The organism is Vibrio sp. Vb0598, from assembly GCF_033338935.1.
Classification (GTDB): domain Bacteria; phylum Pseudomonadota; class Gammaproteobacteria; order Enterobacterales; family Vibrionaceae; genus Vibrio; species Vibrio alginolyticus.
Genome location: NZ_JAWOTP010000291.1, coordinates 1 through 1,051, shown reverse-complemented (window position 1 = coordinate 1,051; position 1,051 = coordinate 1). Strand labels below are relative to the sequence as shown.

General features: G+C 42.2%; 1 pseudogene. It reads right to left on the bottom strand.

The features are described from left to right. A pseudogene (locus tag R7Q38_RS24765) lies at window positions 1-436 on the bottom strand (GGDEF domain-containing protein); the annotation flags it as partial. Between the last annotated feature and the right edge of the window lie 615 nt (window positions 437-1,051).

The window sequence follows — 1,051 nt, the reverse complement described above, 5'->3', positions numbered from 1 at the left end:
TGGCAGGTAAGCCGTCTAAAAACGTAATGCCAAAGAAAACCAAAATCATGTAGGTAGCGCTAAAGAGTAAACCGACTTTGAACTCGTTAATCAAAATGATGGTTGCGACGATGGGGTAGAGCCACAATAACTTTCCGGAGGGCGCATCATTAAAAAGAAGCAGTAATAACCCCTCAAACATGATGACGGCGCTGAGCAGTAAATCGGCATATTTGTGATGCCTTTGTACTTTTATGAGATAGCAGATCCCTAAGCAGGCGATGGCACTGAAGGCATGCAAAACGCTTAACCCCCAATGATTTTCGAGCGATTGGACGATAGCGCCGTACACCAATAGTGTGGCGGCAATGCTAGAACACAGAAAAACGATTTTCTTCTTTCTCGTCGAGCGGATATCCGCCATTTCTTCTAGGCGAGCCCCGGCCAATGTCGACATCTTCTATCCCTACTTAAATTGATATGTACGTCTATTCTAGGCGGTATTTTAGCGATAAATAGAATAACAAAATCGCCAAATGTGAACTTAGTCATGTTGCGAGGTGATTGAATCTTGTAAGGAATTTTCTGGGTGTGACGACGCCAAGGGTTTTGTTTATTACGATATCTATCGATATGTTGCCTGCAATATGGTGATGACGGTTACAAAGTTACCTTGATGTGTGCACGTTGATAAATACAGATAATGCATAAAAACGGCTGTTGGCGAGTCGATTCTCAATTCGCTGAATGGCATCATTTAGCGGCGTTAAGCCACTTATTAACCAAGTACCTATTGAGCTCATTGTTCGTCAGTCGATGATCTCTAAGCTCCGTCAATGAGTCGCGTGGGCTTGAAAAATCATTAGAAATATTTTCCTCAAATGACAGGAATTATTGTTGTCGTTGTGACCAATCTCCGACTAAAATCCGCGCTGAATCTCTGTTTCATCTCAAACGAATCCCGAATTACTTTTTATAGACTGCCTCACAGTTCTCTGCGAGGCAGTTTTAGTTGTTGGAAAGGTTAAAAACATGCCTAAAAGCCAAAACATCAACCAACGAATGTCCATCA